This is a genomic window from Anaeromyxobacter sp. SG64 (assembly GCF_022690745.1).
Classification (GTDB): domain Bacteria; phylum Myxococcota; class Myxococcia; order Myxococcales; family Anaeromyxobacteraceae; genus Anaeromyxobacter; species Anaeromyxobacter soli.
The window spans coordinates 81,685-96,488 of the sequence record NZ_JALCZB010000004.1 but is presented as its reverse complement, the minus strand read 5'-3'; the positions used below and the strand labels follow the sequence as shown (position 1 = coordinate 96,488).

Genomic DNA, 14,804 nt, shown 5'->3' with positions numbered 1-14,804 from the left:
GAACGGTCGCCGATGGGCGACTCGCGGGCGCGCTCGGCGCTGGTGCACGTCGGGCGGCCCGCCCCCGACCCGGCCACGCTCGCCGCCGAGGCGCGGCTCCGCTCGACGCTCGAGGAGGTGACCGCGCTCGACCTCGAGGTCGAGGCGCTCTCGGCCACGCTCGCCGACTTCGCGCGCGCCTACGAGCGGTCGCTCGGAGAGGCCTTCCAGGAGCTCCACGCCGCCGAGCGGCTGGTCCGGCGCATCCAGGCCCTCGAGGGCCGGCTCGCCGTGCTCGAGGGCGAGCTCCGTGACGGCGGCGCGACGGCACCGCAGGCGGGGGCACGACGCTCCGGCGGCCCGCTCTCCGCGGCCGCCGCGGCGGCGCGCGCCGCCCGGGTTCGGCGCTCCGAGGCCGAGGACGACGACGGAGCCGAGCGCGAGGGCGAGGCCGGTGACGGGGGGGACGCGGAGGAGGCAGCCGCGATGCTCGAGCCCGAGGCGCTCGCGCTGAAGCGGCTGCACCGGAGCCTCGCCCGCCTGCTCCACCCCGACCTCGCGCAGGAGGACGGCGCGCGCGAGCGGCTCGGCGAGCTCATGGCGCGCGCGAACGCGGCGTACGAGGCTGGCGATCTCGCCACGCTCGAGCTGATGGCGGAGCGGCTCGGCGCGGGAGAGCTCGACCCGGACGTCTCGCCCGAGGAGCGGCGCGCCCACCTCGACCGGCGGACGAGCGCGCTCGAGCGGATCCGCGCGGCGCTCGGGCGCGAGCGGGAGCGGCTCCTGCGGAGCGACACGGCGCGGCTCCTCGCCGAGTCGCGCCGCCGCGCGCAGGCGGGCGGGGACCTCCTCGGGGAGACGCACGTCGAGCTCGCCGACGAGGCGCGCGCGGCGTACGCGGACGCGCTCGGCCGCCTCGGGCTGCTGGGCACGGCGGCGCGCGCGGTCGCGCGCGCGAGGACGGCGTTCATGACGAAGATCGAGAGACGCGGACCGACCGGCGCGCGGCGGGCGTTCGACCCGCTGGCGGAGGGCGGCCTCGTGCGGATGGGCGCGGCGCGGCTCGAGCGGCAGCGCGCCACGCCCGCGGCGCGCGACCTCGCGCGCAAGCTCGAGGATGCGGCGCAGGCGTCGCCGGCCGAGGCGGCGCTGACGCTCCTCGCGTTCTTCGCGGAGGAGGCTGGGGGACGGCCGCCGGACGCGATCGCGCGGGCCGAGGGCTGGAGCGCGGCGTGGGAGCGGCTGCGTCCGGCGCTGCCCGACGCGCCCGAGCTCGCGCGCGCGCTCGCGCGGCTGCCGCGGCACCTCGTGCTCGGCGCTCGCGCCCACGGCGAGGAGGTCGTGGCGGGTGTCCAGCTCGCCGAGGCGGAGCTCCTCGCAGGCGTCCGCATCGCGCTCGAGCGCGAGCAGGTCGCGGCGCTCGCGCGCGCGGTGCTCGCCACGCTCGGGCCGGCCGAGGCCTGCGCGGGCTGCGGCGCGAGCGGTCCGGCGCAGCACCTCCTCCGCACCCGCGGGCTCGACGAGCGCCACGGCGTCGTCTGCCCCGGCTGCGGCGCCATCCTGCGGAGCTACTGGCGATACGGCGAGCTCGACGGGCTCGAGGCGCTCGCGCCGCACGCCCTCAGGCTCGGGCTCGTCGCGGAGGTGACCGCGCAGCTCGCCGGCACGGCGATCGGGTTCCAGATGCTCCCGGCAGAGCGCGAGCGGCTGACCGCCGGAGAGCTGCTCCGCCGCTTCGCCGAGCTGTACCTCGTCCAGTACGGCGTCGACGTTCCCGGAGAGGCGCTGTCGCTCGGCACATCCCGCGGCGGGGTGCTCTCCGCCGACGCGCCGGTGGCGCCCGGCGCGAAGCTTCGCCTCGCGGTGGATCCGTCCTCTGGCACCTCGCCCGAGGCACTGCTCGACCAGCTCCGCCACCGCATCGAGAGACGCTTCCGTCCCTGAAGCGTCCGGTTCGTCCGCGAACGCACGGAGCGTGCAAAGCCGAGCCCCTACCGGGCGCACGTGCAGCCGGGCTGCGAGACTAGGTCGCGCTTACATCGATCTCCAGGGGTGGGGTTTCCCTCGCCCGGGAGGGGTCATGAAGCGCTTTGCCGTCGTCGTCGCGGCCTTGGCCCTCGGGGTCGTGATCGGTTCCGCCCGCCGCTCACACGGCACGGAGACCGACCTGTGCTCCGGGCTCACGGCAGCCCGGATGCTGCAGGACCCCGAGCTCGCCCGGGAGTACTTCGCTGCCCTGCACGGCGGCGACGCGAACGCCCGCGAACGGTTCGAGGCGATGGTGGGCGAGCTCCGGGCGGTGCACGGCTGCGGCGGGCCGGCGGGTGAGAGCGCGTCCCAGGAGCCGCTCGGGCATTCTCCCGCCGCGCCCCGGCTCCCACCGGGCCACCCGCCGATCGGAGGCGCGCCCGCCGTCCCGATCTTCGAGACGCAGCCGGGGAGCACGCTCGAGATCTGAGCCACCGTCCCGCTGGACGCCGGCGTGTCACCGGGTGGGGCGCCGATCGCCTGCTCCAGTGCACGGTTCCCCATCGGAGCCGGCCGTCCCCTCGGGGGGCAGGGTATAACTGCCCGTCCCGACCCATGAACATGAACCGCTCCATCCTCCTCGTCGAGGACGACGACGGCATCAGAGACAGCGTGGCCGAGTGCCTCGTCTCCGAGGGCTACGCCGTCGCGCCGGTCGAGAACGGCAAGGAGGCGCTTCGCTGGCTCCGCGACGCGGCGCCCCCCGACCTCATCGTGGTGGATCTGGTGATGCCGGTCATGAACGGCGCGCAGCTCATCGACGCGCTGCGCGAGGACGCGACGCTGCGCGACATCCCCATCGTCCTCATGACCGCGGCGGCGTCCACCCCCGCGATGCCGCTCCCTCGGGTCAACGGCTATCTCTCGAAGCCGTTCGAGCTGGGCGTGCTGCTCGACACGATCGAGCGCCACTCGGCGCCGCCGTCCAGCGCGCGATGCGCGTCCTCCTGACCGGCGCCACGGGATTCCTCGGAGGCGCCGTCGCCCGCGAGCTCCTCGCGAGCGGGCACGCGGTCCGCGCGCTGGCGCGGGAGCGCTCCGACACCTCGGGGCTGGAAGCCCTCGCCTCGCCGGAGGGCGATGCCGCGCCGCTGGAGCTCGCGCGCGGCGACGCGCTCGATCCGGAGGCGGTCCGGGCCGCGCTCGACGGCTGTGACGCCGTGGTCCACACCGCCGGTCTCGCCGGCTTCCGCGCCGCGCCCGAGGCGCTCATGGCGGCGAACGCGCGCTCCGTCGAGGTCGTGCTGGGGGCCGCGAGGGAGTCGGGGGTCGCGCGCGCGGTGCTCACCTCGTCCACCGCGGTGCTCGGGGGGACCCGCGACGCGCGGATCGCCGACGAGACCTCCGCCGGCAACGCCGAGGCGCTCGGCATCCCGTACTTCGTCTCGAAGCTCCGCGGCGAGCAGGTCGCGCTCGCGCTCGCCGCCCGCGGGCTCCCCGTCGTGGTCGTGCGCCCCGCCTACGTGCTCGGGCCCGGCGACGTGCACGGCTCGTCCGCGGCGACGGTCGTGGCGCTCGTGCGGCGGCGCATCCCCGCCTACGTGGAGGGCGGCGCGTCGTTCTGCGACGTGCGCGACGTCGCGCGCGGTCACGTGGCGGCGCTCCTGCGCGGGAGGCCCGGCGAGACCTACGTCCTCGGCGGCCACAACCTGCGCGTGAGCGAGCTCGTCACCCGGGTCGCCGAGCTGTCCGGCGTGAAGGCGCCGCCGCGTATCCCGCTCGCCGCCGCGCTCGCCGCGGCGGGGTTGCAGGAGCTCTTCGCCCGCCTCGGCGGCGGCCAGGCCGCGATGACCCGCGAGCTCGTCCGCGCCGCCGCGCTCTACACGTTCGTGTCGAGCGCGAAGGCGGAGCGCGAGCTGGGCTACGGGATCCGGCCCTTCGACGAGATGGTGAAGGACACGCTCCGCTGGGCGATCGCCCGCGGCCGGCTGCGGGCGGAGACGCCGGAGCTGAGGGCGCTCGGCGCAGGGTAGGCGAGCGAAGCGAGCCCGCCGGGGCGACGCCGCGGAAGCGGCGAAGCCGCTCGCGGCGGCGCACGGGACCCGGCGAGCGGGGGCGCAGCCCCCGTGCGAACCATGCCGAGCCTACTCCCCGGCCGCCTCGTCCTCCTCGCTGCTCGGGGCCTTCGGCCGGATCCGCACGAGCCGCACCAGCCGCGGCGACGCCTCGACGATCTCGATCTCGGTCCCGTCGTCGGTGCGCAGCCGCGCGCCGCGCTCGGGTACGGCGCCGGCGAGCGCGATGCACAGGCCGGCGACGGTCGTGTAGTCCTCGCCCTCCGGGAGGTCGAGCGCGAGGCCGCGGTTCACCTCGCGGATGGGCGCCTCGCCGCGGACGAGCGCGGCGCCGTCCGCCTCGGTGTGCCAGAGCGCCTCGGGCTCCTCCGTCTCGCCGAAGATGTCGCCGACGAGCTCCTCGACGAGGTCCTCGAGGGTGAGGAGCCCCGCGATGCCGCCGTGCTCGTCCACCACCGCGGCGATCTGCGTGCGGCGGCGCTGGAGGTCGCGCAGCACGTGGACCGCCTTGGCCGCCTCCGGGACGAAGTGCACCGGGCGGAGGAGGTCGTCGAGGACGATGAGCTGCCGCTCCCACGCCATCGCGGCGAGGTCCTTCGCCATCACGTAGCCGATCAGGTTGTCGAGGGTGCCGTCGAACACGGGCATGCGCGAGTGCCCCTCCTCGAGGAGCATTCGCTTCAGGTCCTCCTGCGACGCGTCCCGCGGCAGCGCGACCACCCGGCTCCGCGGCACCATCACGTCCCCCGCCGTGAGATCGCGGAAGGCCAGCGCGCGCGAGGCGATCTCGGCGGTCGGAGCGTCGAGCGCCCCCGCCCGGCCGGCCTCGTCGACGAGCTGCTCGAGCTCCTCGGCGGACAGGCGCGACTCCGTGAAGGTGGTCCGATCACCGAACGGCCGGAGGAGCAGGTTCGAGGACTGCGTCAGGACCCACACGAGCGGCCGGGCGACCTGCGCGATCCCGAGGAGCGGCCGGGCGATGGCGAGGCCGTAGCGCTCGGCCGCCCGCAGCGCGATGGACTTGGGGACGAGCTCGCCGAGCACGAGGGACAGGTAGGAGACGGCGGCGACGACGAGGCCCAGCGCGATCGCCTCCGCGTAGTGCGCGAGGCCGGGGAGGGTGGCGATCGCGGGGGCGATCCTCCGCGCGAGCGAGGCGCCGCCGAACGCGGCCGCGGTGGCGCCGATGACCGTGATGCCGACCTGCACCGTCGCGAGGAACTGCTCCGGCCGGTCGCGCAGCTTCCTCACCGCGCGCGCGGCCGCGCTGCCCTCCTCGACGAGCTGGGCGAGCCGCGTCCTTCGGATCGAGAGCACCGCGATCTCGGCGCCGGAGAAGACGCCGTTCGCCAGCACGAGGGCGAGGACGATGGCGAGCTCGACGAGGATGTCGTTCAGGATCGGGCCTCCTCGGGTGGTCTACCACGCGATCCGGCGCGGCGCGGGCGTACCGCCGGCGGAGTCGCCCGGCAGGGGACTCGCGCGGGGCAGGGCGCGGGCATAGCCACAGTATCACCAGCCCGGCTCCGGGCTGACGCGGAGCGTCAAATGCGCAGGGAGCACGCGGGGCACCCCGCGGAGGGAGGGTTCCGCGAGGGCGACGGGGCCGCGGATCGCCTGCGGTCACTGCTCCGCTACGCGGTGCTCGCGCCGTCGCGCCACAACACCCAGCCCTGGATCTTCGAGATCGAGGGGGACGAGGTCCGAGTCTTCGCCGACGCCTCGCGCGCGCTCCCCGCCGCAGACCCCGATGGCCGGCAGCTCCTCATGGCGTGCGGCGCGGCGCTCGTGAACCTGCGCGTCGCCGCCCAGCACTTCGGCCACACCCTGTCGGTCGAGACCATGCCCGCCCATCGCGCGGACGGCCTCGTCGCGCGGGTGCGGCTCGAGGAGCGCTGGGCGTCCACGCCGGAGGCCGAGGCCATGTTCCGCGCCATCCCGCTGCGGCGCACGAACCGGCTCCCGCTCGACGGCCGCGAGCCACCGGACGGCCTCCTCACGGCGCTGCTCCGCGAGGCGCGCCGGGAGCACGTGTCCCTGCGGGTCGTCGAGGAGCGCGAGCGGCGAGCGGTGTCGGAGATCGTGGCCGAGGGCGACCGGCTCCAGTGGGCGAGCGGCAGGTTCCGGGCCGAGCTCGCCGCCTGGACGCGCTCCAACTCGTCGAGCCGCCAGGACGGCCTGCCGGGCTACTCCTACGGCATGAGCGACGCCGCCGCCTTCGTGCACCCGCTCGCCGTGCGCTTCGCGGGGACCGGCCGCGCGGAGGCGGACCGCGACCGGCGCCGGGCGATCGGGACGAAGGCCCTGCTCGTCCTGTCCACGCCGGACGACGCGGAGGCCGGCTGGATCGCCGCCGGCGAGGCGCTGCAGCGCGTGCTGCTCCGCGCCACCTGCGCCGGGCTCTACGCGTCGTACTTCTCCCAGGTCATCGAGCTCCCCGACCTGCGCCACCGGCTGCGCGAGGCGATCGGGGAGCGCGGCGCGCCCCAGATCATGTTCAGGCTCGGCTATGGTCTCGAGGTGCGCGCTCCCCCGCGGCGGCCGGTGGAGGGCGTGCTCCGCGCGTTCGCCGCCACGCCCGCGCGGCCGCAGCCCCTCGCGCTGCGCGCCCCGCCGCTCGCGCTGCCGCGGCCCGGCATCCTGACGGGCGGCGCGCGGCCCACCCGGGCTCAGCCCGGGGGCGCCGCGCCGAGCCGGTAGAGGCGGGTCCGCTCCGCCGCGCGCGCGGCGTGGAGCGGGTCCTCGCGATCCTGGACCCGCGGATGCGCCGGGCGCGTCTCGCGCACGTCGCGGACCACGAGCCCCGCGGCGACGGCGAGCGCCTCGACGGCGCCGGGGGGCCGGAGCCCGAGCCGCTCGGCGAGATCCGAGATGACGATCCAGGCCTCGCCGCCCGGCGCGAGCCGCGCGGGCAGCGTGCGGAGGAGCCGGTCGAGGAACCTGCCGCCGGGGTCGTACACCGCGCGCTCCAGGGGCGAGGCCGCCTCGGCGGGCAGCCAGGGCGGATTCGAGACGACGAGCTCGACCGGCGCGCCGTCCTCGGGGAAGAGATCCGCCTGCACCACCTCGACGCGATCCGCGAGCCCGAGCCGCGCCGCGTTCTCGCGGGCGCACGCGACCGCGGCGGACTCGACGTCGGTCGCGACGACCCGCGCGCCGGCGCGGGCGAGGACGAGCGCCAGCACGCCCGTGCCGGTGCCGACGTCGTAGGCCCGCTTCCCCGCGACCGGCCACTCGGCGGCCGCGGCAGCGACGAGGTCCACGTACTCGGCGCGCACCGGAGCGTAGACGCCGTAGCGCGGGTGGACGCGCGCGCCGAGGGCCCGCACCTCGACGCCGCGCCGCCGCCACTCGTGCGCCCCGACGATCCCGAGCAGCTCCCGCAGCGGCAGGAGCCCGGGCGCCTGCGGCATGGGGCCGAGGGCCTCCTCGCAGGCGGAGGCCACGTCCGGCGCGCGCGGGAGCGCGACGCGCCAGCCCGCCTCGACCGGTACGACGAGGCGGGTGAGCACCTCGTGCTCGAGCCGCTTCAGCGCGCGCTCCCGCCGGAACTCCGACGCAAGGTCCTGGGTGGGGGGAGGGAGCGGGAGTGCGGGCCGCCGGGCGCCAGGCGCAGGGCGGCCGCGCCGTCTGGCGCCGGAGGGGGCCTGGCCGGGGCGGGCGAGCCGCCGCGCCATGGCGGTGAGGAGCTGTCGCGCATTGTGATAATCGCCCTCGTACACGAGGGCCTCCCCGCTGCTGGCGCGCGCGACGGCGGCCGCGGCGGTGGTGCGGTCGTCGGCGGCGCCCGCCCGCGCCGGCGCAGGCACGAGCTGCGAGAGCCACGCGGCCCGGCGCTCACCGGACGGGGTGCGCCAGATCAGCAGAGGGGGCGAGATCACCGGGGAAGCTCGTTGCGGCACCGTTCCACGAGGCGGCGTTCGGTCGGCCAGTTAAGTTATGTCGCGACATGTCATCACCCGAGACCGATCTTCCCGTCCCGGCGCCGAGCGCCAACAACCTGAGCTTCGTCGAGAAGCTGTACTACGAGTGGCTCGCCGAGCCCAGCGCGGTGGACGAGCGCTGGCGCAGGTACTTCGAGGCGCTGCCGGCCTCCCCGGGCAGCGAGCCGGCGCCGGAGGCGTTCGCGCCTCGGCGGCCGAACGGGGCCGCGCACGCCGCCCCTGCTGCTGCGGCGACCGCGTCGGCGGACGCCGCGTTCCAGGCGCGGGTGGACCGGCTCGTCACCGCGTACCGCGAGTACGGCCACCTGCGGGCCGACCTCGATCCCCTTGCGCTCACCCGCCGCGCGGAGCGCTTCTCGCTCGCGGCGTTCGGGCTCTCCGAGGCGGACCTCGACCGGCCCGCGGCGGACCCGGAGGGGCACCGCGGTGACACGCTCCGCCAGCTCGTGGCGAGGCTGGAGGAGACCTACTGCCGGACGATCGGCGTCGAGCTCGCGCACATGCACGACGCCGACCTGCGCGGCTGGCTCGAGCAGCGGATGGAGCGCACGCGCAACCGCGTGTCGCTCGACGCCGGGGTGAAGAAGCGGCTGCTCGAGAAGCTCGTCGAGGCGGAGACGCTCGAGCAGTACCTCGGGACGAAGTTCCTCGGCGCGAAGCGCTTCAGCGTGGAGGGCGCCGAGGGGCTCCTGCCGCTCTTCGAGCTCGCGGTGGATCGGGCCATCGGCCACGGGGTGCGCAACGTCGTCATCGGCATGGCGCACCGCGGGCGGCTCAACGTGCTCGCCAACGTGGTCGGCAAGCCGCTCCGCGACATCTTCGCCGAGTTCCGCGACGCGGCCATCGTGAACGCCGGCGGGGGCGACGTGAAGTACCACCTCGGCTACTCCTCGGACCGCGAGAGCGCCGAGGGCGTCCTCGTGCACCTGTCGCTCGCGTTCAACCCGAGCCACCTCGAGTGGATCGACACGGTGGTGCAGGGGCGGGTGCGCGCGAAGCAGGATCGCTACAGCGACACCGGGCGCCAGCGCTCGCTGCCCATCCTCGTCCACGGCGACGCGGCGTTCGCGGCCCAGGGCGTCGTCGCCGAGTCGCTCCAGATGTCGGAGCTCGAGGCGTACACGGTGGGCGGCACGATCCACGTCATCGTGAACAACCAGGTCGGCTTCACGACCTCGCCCCGCGACGCGCGCTCGACGACCTACAGCACCGGCCCCGCGCGCATGCTGCAGATCCCCATCATCCACGTGAACGGCGAGGACATGGAGGCGGTCGCCCAGGCGGTGCTGATCGCCGTCGACTTCCGCCAGCGCTTCCACCGGGACGTGGTGATCGACCTGTGGACCTACCGGCGGCACGGCCACAACGAGGGGGACGAGCCGGCGTTCACCCAGCCCGTCATGTACCGGGCCATCGCGCGCAAGCCGACCCTGAAGGCGCTCTACGCGCAGGCGCTCGTGAAGGAGGGGACGCTCGCGGCCGGCGAGCTCGAGCAGATGGTCGCGCGCTACCGCGCGCGGCTCGAGGAGGCGTACCACGACTCGGCGAAGATCGCGGTCCAGGCGGGCGCCCCGCCGATGACCGGGTTCTGGAAGGACTTCCGCGGCGGGGCGATGGGCCGCGAGGAGCCGCAGACCGGCGTCGCGCCGGACGTCTTGCGGAAGGTGGGCGACCTGCTCGTCGAGGTCCCGCGCGGCTTCCGCGTTCACCCGAAGCTCGCGAAGGTGCTCGAGGCGCGCGCCCAGATGGTGCGCGGCGAGAAGCCGGTGGACTGGGCGATGGCGGAGGAGCTCGCGCTCGGCACGCTCGCGTGGGAGGGCACGCGCATCCGGCTCTCCGGCCAGGACACGCGACGCGGCACCTTCAGCCACCGGCACGCGGTGCTCTACGACCACGAGTCGGGCATCCCGTACTCGCCGCTCGCCCATCTGCGGAGCGGCCAGGGTCCGGTCGAGATCCGCGACAGCCTGCTCTCGGAGGCGGGCGCGCTCGGGTTCGAGTACGGCTACAGCCTCGAGATGCCGGACGCGCTCACCGTCTGGGAGGCGCAGTTCGGCGACTTCGTGAACGCGGCGCAGGTCATCATCGACCAGTTCCTCTCCTCCGGAGAGGCCAAGTGGAACCGGCTCTCCGGGCTCGCGCTGCTCCTCCCTCACGGCATGGAGGGGCAGGGTCCGGAGCACTCGTCCGCGCGGCTCGAGCGCTTCCTCGAGCTCTCCGTGGACGACAACTGGCGCGTGGTGAACCTCACCACCCCCGCCCAGTACTTCCACGCGCTGCGCCGCCAGGTGCGCTCGCCGTACCGCAAGCCGCTCGTGGTGATGTCGCCGAAGAGCCTCCTCAGGCACCCGAAGGTCGTGTCGCCGCTCGATCAGCTCGCGCAGGAGCGCTTCCGCCCCGTGATCGACGACGATTGGGTCGACCCAACGGAGACGACGCGGGTCGTCCTGTGCTCGGGCAAGCTCTACTACGACCTCGCCGCCGCGCGGGAGGCTCAGGGTGCGCGGCACGCGGCGATCGTACGGCTCGAGCAGCTCTACCCGCTCGACGTGGAGTCGGTGCGGAGCGCCATCGCGCGCTTCCGCCCGGGGGTCGAGATCGTCTGGTCGCAGGAGGAGCCGTCGAACATGGGCGCGTGGGACTACGTGAACGCCCACCTCGCGCCGCGGCTCCCGTCGCGGATCGCGCTCGTCTCGCGCGGACCGTCGGCGAGCCCGGCGGCCGGGTCGGCGACGCGCCACCGGCTCGAGCAGGAGCAGCTCGTGCGCGAGGCCCTCGGAGAGCCCGTCTCGCGGATCCGCGCGGAGCGCGCGGCCGCCCAGGAGCGCTGAAGATCATGTCCATCCAGCTGAAGGTCCCGTCTCTCGGAGAGTCGGTGACGCAGGCCACCATCGGCGCGTGGCTCAAGAACGAAGGCGAGCGCGTCCAGGTGGACGAGCCGCTCGTCGAGGTCGAGAGCGAGAAGGCCACGGTGGCGGTCCCGGCGCCCGCCGCGGGCGTCCTGAAGCGGGTGCTGAAGCGCACCGGCGACACCGTCGCGGTGGGGGAGGCCATCGCGGAGCTCGAGGAGGGCGCCGCCGGCGAGGCGGCCGCGACATCCCCGCTCGGCTCGGGCCCCACGCCGGGTGGCGTCGTCCCCGTGGCGCGGGCCGAGCCTCCGCCCCCTGCTCCGACCCCGCCTGCAGCGGCCCCACCGACCGTGCGTACCGCGCCGGCGGCCCCGGTGCCCGCCGCGGGTGCGCGCCGGGCCCCGCCGAGCGCGCGGCGGCTCCTCGCCGAGCACGGGCTCGAGCTGGGCGCCGTGGCGGGCTCGGGCCCCGGAGGCCAGGTGCGCAAGGAGGACGTGGTGCGCGCCCTCGAGCGGCCGGCGGCCGCGCGCGGTCCCGCGCCCGCGCCCGCCCCGGCCCCCAGGGACGGCGCGACCGCCCGGGAGCGCGTCGTGGCGATGACGTCGCTCCGGCGCACGGTCGCTCGGCGGCTCGTGGAGGCCCAGCAGACCGCCGCGATCCTCACCACCTTCAACGAGATCGACATGTCGCGCGTGCTCGCGCTGCGCGAGCGGCACGGGGAGACGTTCCTCGCGAAGCACGGCGTGAAGCTCGGCTTCATGTCCTTCTTCGTGAAGGCGGCGGTCGAGGGGCTGCGCGCGTTCCCGGTGGTGAACGCGGAGGTGCGCGGCACCGACATCGTCTACAAGGACCACTACGACATCGGGGTGGCGGTCGGCGGCGGCAAGGGGCTCGTGGTCCCCATCGTGCGCGACGCGGACGCGCTCTCCTTCGCCGACGTGGAGAAGACGATCGGCGAGCTCGCCAGGAAGGCGCGGGACAACCGCATCACGATGGACGACCTCGCCGGCGGTACGTTCACGATCTCGAACGGCGGCATCTACGGCTCGCTGCTCTCGACGCCCATCCTGAACCCGCCGCAGTCCGGGATCCTCGGGCTCCACAAGATCGAGAAGCGCGCGGTGGTCGAGGGGGACGCGATCGTCGCGCGGCCGATGATGTACGTCGCCCTCTCGTACGACCACCGCATCGTCGACGGACGCGAGGCGGTGCAGTTCCTCATCGCGGTGAAGAACGCCATCGAGGATCCCGAGCGGATCCTGCTCGAGATCTGAGGCGGGACGGGTCGGCGGCCGGGCGTCCCCGGAGCCCTCGAGAGGGGCGAGGATCGCCCGCCGTGCTCAGCGCTGCCCGGCTCCCGTTCTCGCACCGCCGCGGGCGGCCGGGGGCGCGGCGCCGGGTCGTCCGCCGGGCAGGAAGAAGTAGACGCGCGCGTCGAGCACCATCCACTGCCCGGAGTCGTCCTTCTTCATGAGGACGGAGGCGTGGGGGTGGGCGGGACGGGGAGCGGCGGCCGGGAGGTTCGGCCCCGTGACGTCCTGATCGAGGTCGAGCAGCACGGCCTCTCCGAGCGTCCGGACGCGCTCGATGCGGATGCGGTGCTTCGAGCCCTTGAGCGGCCCGGCGAGATCCTCGCGGAACCGCTCGAGCACCTGTTCCCGCCCGAACGCGCGCTGACCGCGCGGGTTGACGAAGGTGCCGTCCGGCGCGAAGAACGCGGCCAGGGCGTTCGCGTCGTGGGCGTTGAACGCCGCCTCGAGCTCCCCCACGCGCTTCTCGAGATCCGGCGCCGCGGCGGCTCGCTCGCCCTCCGCCGCTGCGGGGATCGCGATCGCCAGCGAGAGTACGGCGGCTGCCATCCGCTTCCTCATGGTGAACCTCCCTGGCACACGGTGCGTGACGGCGTGCCGGATGGTCGCAGCCATATCGCGGGCGCGCTCGCGCGCCCGCTCACGCGTGGGGGAGCACGCCGCGCTGCGTTCGCACGTGCTGCGGGCGAGCGGGCGGCTCGGCGCCGGGGCGGGGGCTCGCGCCGGGCACGGGCGTCACGGCGACGCGCCGAGCGCCGGGCGCTCCTCGCCCACGAGGGCGAGGAGCGTGAGGGCGTCGTGCACGGCGTGCCCGCCGAGGTCGTTGTTGAAGTAGACGAACGCGTCGCCGCCGCTCTCCGTCCACGCGAGGAGCTCGGCCGCGAACGGCCGGAGCGCCTCCACCCCGTATCGCCCCGAGTAGCGCCCGGTCGTGCCGTGGAAGCGCACGTAGCGGAAGCGTCCCGTGAGGCGGGGGGGCGGGCGCCTGATCTGGTCGTGCTCGCAGAAGGCGGCGCCGTGACGATCGAGCACGTCACACGTCTCCTCCGAGTACCAGCCCTCGTTCCGGAACTCGACGACGTGGGGGCCGGCGGGGACCCGTCCGAGGAACCGATCGAGGCGGGGAAGGTCGGGCTTCATGTGCGGGGGAAGCTGCCAGAGCACCGGCCCGAGCTTCCGGCCGAACCGCGACACCGGCGCGTAGAAGCGCTCCAGCCCGGTCTCGGCGTCGAGCAGCCGCTTGAGGTGCGTGAGGTAGCGGCTGCCCTTCACCGCGAAGGTGAACCCGCGCGGCACCACCGAGCGCCACCGCTCGACCGCCTCCGGCGTCGGGAGCCGGTAGAACGTCGCGTTCATCTCGACCGTGTCGAAGAACCGGGCGTAGTGCGGGAGCCACTCGCGCTGGGGCAGCCCCTCCGGATAGAGGACGCCGCGCCAGTGGCGATACTGGTACCCGCTCGTGCCGACGCGGACGCGTCCCATGTCGGCAATCTAACGGCGGCGCTCGATTCGGGAACGCCCGGCGGGAGTCGCTCGCGGGCCGGTCGAGCGCCGGCGCCGGCGCGGGCCCGGGGTCGACTTTCGGGTCGAGGAGGCCGAGCGGCCAGGGGTCGAGCTCGCGGTGGGGGAATCGTTCGGGGACGAGGTCGGGGTCGCCCCCGGCCGCTCGCGCACGACGTCCTCCGGTCGCTTGTCCTCCCGGAGCCCCTGGAACGACGGGTGGCGGATCTTGCCGTCGTGCGTCCACTCGGTGAACGCGACCTCGCAGACGAGCTCGGGCCGGACCCAGTGCGCGCTGCGGCCCAGCCCGCCGGCGGGCGGCGGCGTGAACGGGGACTCCTTCCGTGAGAGCGGCGCGAGCCGCTCCCGCAGGGCGCGGGCGCCCTCGTTCGTCCACCCCGTCCCGACCTTCCCGGCGAAGCGCAGCGCGCCGCCCTCCGGGTAGCCGACGAGCAGCGCGCCGATGGCGTCGCGGGCCGCCCCCTCGGGATCGGTGAAGCCGCCGACGACGAGCTCCTGCCGGAGCACGCACTTCGCCTTGACCCAGGTGGCGTTCCTCCCGGGACGGTAGGGGCGGTCGATCCGCTTGGAGACGATGCCCTCGAGGCCGAGCCGGCACGCCTCCCGGTGGACGTCGCGGCCGCTCCCGGAGAAATGCTGTGCGTAGCGGATGATCCCGGCGCCCTCGCCGACGAGCCGCGCGAGGACGGCCTTGCGCTCGAGGAGCGGGCGCTCGGCCAGATCCTGCCCATCGAGGTGGAGGAGGTCGAAGACGAAGTATAGGAGCTCGCGCCGCCCCGCGCCGAAGGCGTTCTGCAGCGCCTGGAAGCTCGTGCGCCCGTCGGGCAGCACGGCGGCGACCTCCCCGTCGAGGAGCGCCGAGCGGACCTTCAGCTTCCGCGCGGCGGCGGCGACCTCCGGGAACTGGGCCGTCCAGTCCTTGCCGTTGCGGCTCCAGAGCGTGACGGCGCCGTCCTCGATCGCGCAGCCGATCCGGTAGCCGTCGTACTTGATCTCGTGGACCCATGCGGCGCCCTCGGGCGCCTCGTCCACGAGCTGCGCGAGCTGTGCGCGATAGGGCTGGACCTTCGTGCGTGAGGCCACGGATCCGAAGCTCGCAACGCGAGGAGGCCCGGCCAAGCCCCGGAGGTTCCGCCCGCCGCCGGGCCGAGGCCGCGC

The 14,804-nt window shown here is 75.2% G+C and carries 12 protein-coding genes; 7 read left to right on the top strand and 5 right to left on the bottom strand.

Translation table 11 applies throughout. The annotated features are described in order from the left end of the window. Positions 1-12 precede the first annotated feature (12 nt). The 4 genes from MNZ29_RS02340 (at position 13) to MNZ29_RS02325 (ending at position 3,980) form a co-directional block, all read left to right on the top strand. Positions 13-1,923, top strand: a complete 1,911-nt coding sequence (locus MNZ29_RS02340) for a molecular chaperone DnaJ (protein WP_242352614.1) — start codon at positions 13-15, stop codon at positions 1,921-1,923. Positions 1,924-2,059: 136 nt separating this feature from the next. Beyond that, positions 2,060-2,437, top strand: coding sequence for a hypothetical protein (locus MNZ29_RS02335; protein WP_242341006.1), 378 nt, complete (start codon positions 2,060-2,062; stop codon positions 2,435-2,437). 131 nt (positions 2,438-2,568) lie between these two features. Then, positions 2,569-2,958, top strand: a complete 390-nt coding sequence (locus MNZ29_RS02330) for a response regulator (RefSeq protein WP_242341007.1) — start codon at positions 2,569-2,571, stop codon at positions 2,956-2,958. Next, complete coding sequence (locus MNZ29_RS02325) at positions 2,943-3,980, top strand: NAD-dependent epimerase/dehydratase family protein (RefSeq protein ID WP_242352612.1); 1,038 nt, start codon at positions 2,943-2,945, stop codon at positions 3,978-3,980. The genes MNZ29_RS02330 and MNZ29_RS02325 overlap by 16 nt, the downstream gene beginning before the upstream one ends. 111 nt (positions 3,981-4,091) lie before the next feature. Here the strand turns inward: MNZ29_RS02325 and MNZ29_RS02320 are convergent, their stop codons facing one another. Continuing rightward, on the bottom strand, positions 4,092-5,393 hold the full coding sequence (locus MNZ29_RS02320) for a hemolysin family protein (RefSeq protein ID WP_308197039.1): 1,302 nt from the start codon (positions 5,391-5,393) through the stop codon (positions 4,092-4,094). A gap of 177 nt (positions 5,394-5,570) precedes the next feature. On the opposite strand from MNZ29_RS02320, the gene MNZ29_RS02315 reads away from it, so the two are divergent. Then, a complete protein-coding gene (locus MNZ29_RS02315) occupies positions 5,571-6,722 on the top strand; it encodes a hypothetical protein (RefSeq protein ID WP_242341010.1) in 1,152 nt (383 codons plus the stop codon). Here the strand turns inward: MNZ29_RS02315 and MNZ29_RS02310 are convergent. Further along, complete coding sequence (locus MNZ29_RS02310; protein ID WP_242352608.1) at positions 6,692-7,903, bottom strand: methyltransferase; 1,212 nt, start codon at positions 7,901-7,903, stop codon at positions 6,692-6,694. The genes MNZ29_RS02315 and MNZ29_RS02310 overlap by 31 nt on opposite strands. Before the next feature lie 68 nt (positions 7,904-7,971). On the opposite strand from MNZ29_RS02310, the gene MNZ29_RS02305 reads away from it, so the two are divergent. Next, positions 7,972-10,797 carry a 2-oxoglutarate dehydrogenase E1 component gene (locus tag MNZ29_RS02305; protein ID WP_242352606.1) on the top strand — a complete coding sequence of 942 codons (2,826 nt, stop codon included), beginning with the start codon at positions 7,972-7,974 and terminating at the stop codon, positions 10,795-10,797. A gap of 5 nt (positions 10,798-10,802) precedes the next feature. Next, positions 10,803-12,089, top strand: a complete 1,287-nt coding sequence (gene odhB, locus MNZ29_RS02300; protein ID WP_242352604.1) for a 2-oxoglutarate dehydrogenase complex dihydrolipoyllysine-residue succinyltransferase — start codon at positions 10,803-10,805, stop codon at positions 12,087-12,089. Between the two features lie 66 nt (positions 12,090-12,155). Here the strand turns inward: odhB and MNZ29_RS02295 are convergent, their stop codons facing one another. From MNZ29_RS02295 to ligD, 3 genes are all read right to left on the bottom strand, one after another. Continuing rightward, a complete protein-coding gene (locus tag MNZ29_RS02295) occupies positions 12,156-12,674 on the bottom strand; it encodes an SgcJ/EcaC family oxidoreductase (protein ID WP_242352602.1) in 519 nt (172 codons plus the stop codon). A 186-nt stretch (positions 12,675-12,860) separates the two neighbouring features. Continuing rightward, entirely contained in the window at positions 12,861-13,607 is a 747-nt protein-coding gene (locus MNZ29_RS02290) for a DUF72 domain-containing protein (protein ID WP_242334250.1), read from the bottom strand. 9 nt (positions 13,608-13,616) lie between these two features. Further along, the gene (gene ligD, locus MNZ29_RS02285) at positions 13,617-14,729 is read right to left on the bottom strand and encodes a non-homologous end-joining DNA ligase (protein WP_242334253.1); all 1,113 of its coding nucleotides are present in this window, start codon (positions 14,727-14,729) and stop codon (positions 13,617-13,619) included. Between the last annotated feature and the right edge of the window lie 75 nt (positions 14,730-14,804).